Source organism: Candidatus Hydrogenedentota bacterium (assembly GCA_016791475.1).
In the GTDB taxonomy this organism is placed as follows: domain Bacteria; phylum Hydrogenedentota; class Hydrogenedentia; order Hydrogenedentales; family JAEUWI01; genus JAEUWI01.
On sequence record JAEUWI010000282.1, the window covers coordinates 1 to 644 of the forward strand.

General features: G+C 72.7%; 1 protein-coding gene. It reads right to left on the reverse strand.

Annotated features, from left to right (window positions below; translation table 11 throughout):
• The coding region (locus tag JNK74_29210) for a SulP family inorganic anion transporter (protein MBL7650256.1) at positions 1-644 on the reverse strand (644 nt) is incomplete at both ends.

A 644-nucleotide genomic window follows, 5' to 3' on the forward strand; every position in this document is an offset into this window, starting at 1 on the left:
ATACACCAGCAGCGCGAGCGACAGGATCAGTCCGGTGAACACCCCGTTCTGGATGTTGGGCGCGAAGGCGAGGGTCGCGACAAAGGTGACCGCCGCGGCGGCGCCGTCGTCGCGGCTCGCCCGCCAGGCGCGCCGCATCGTCCCGGTGTCGATCAGCCCGGCCACCGCCTGCAGGATGATCGCTGCCAGTACCGGCTTGGGCAGGTGCCACAGCAGCGGGGTGAGGTAGAGCAGGGCGAGCAGCACGAAGGCCGCGGTGACGATGGACGACAGGCCGGTGCGCGCGTCGCTGGCGGAGTTGAGTGCGGAGCGCGAGAACGAGGCGCTCACCGGCATGCCGCTGGTGAAGGCGGCAGCGAGCTTGCCCAGGCCCTGGCCGATGAGCTCCTGGTCCTGCCGCCAGGCCTGGCGGGTGCGGCCGGAGATGAGCTTGGCGCTCGAGGCCGCCTCCATGAAGCTGACCATGGCGACGACGAAGGCGGCCGGCAGCAGCGCGGCGATCAGCTCCGGGCGCAGCGGCGGCAGGCTGAAGCCGGGCAGGCCGGCCGGCACTGCGCCCACCACCGCACCGCCTTGGGCAGCGAAGCCGGTCCAGGCCGATAGCGCGATCGTCGCCGCCACCACCAGCGGCACGCCGGGCAAGC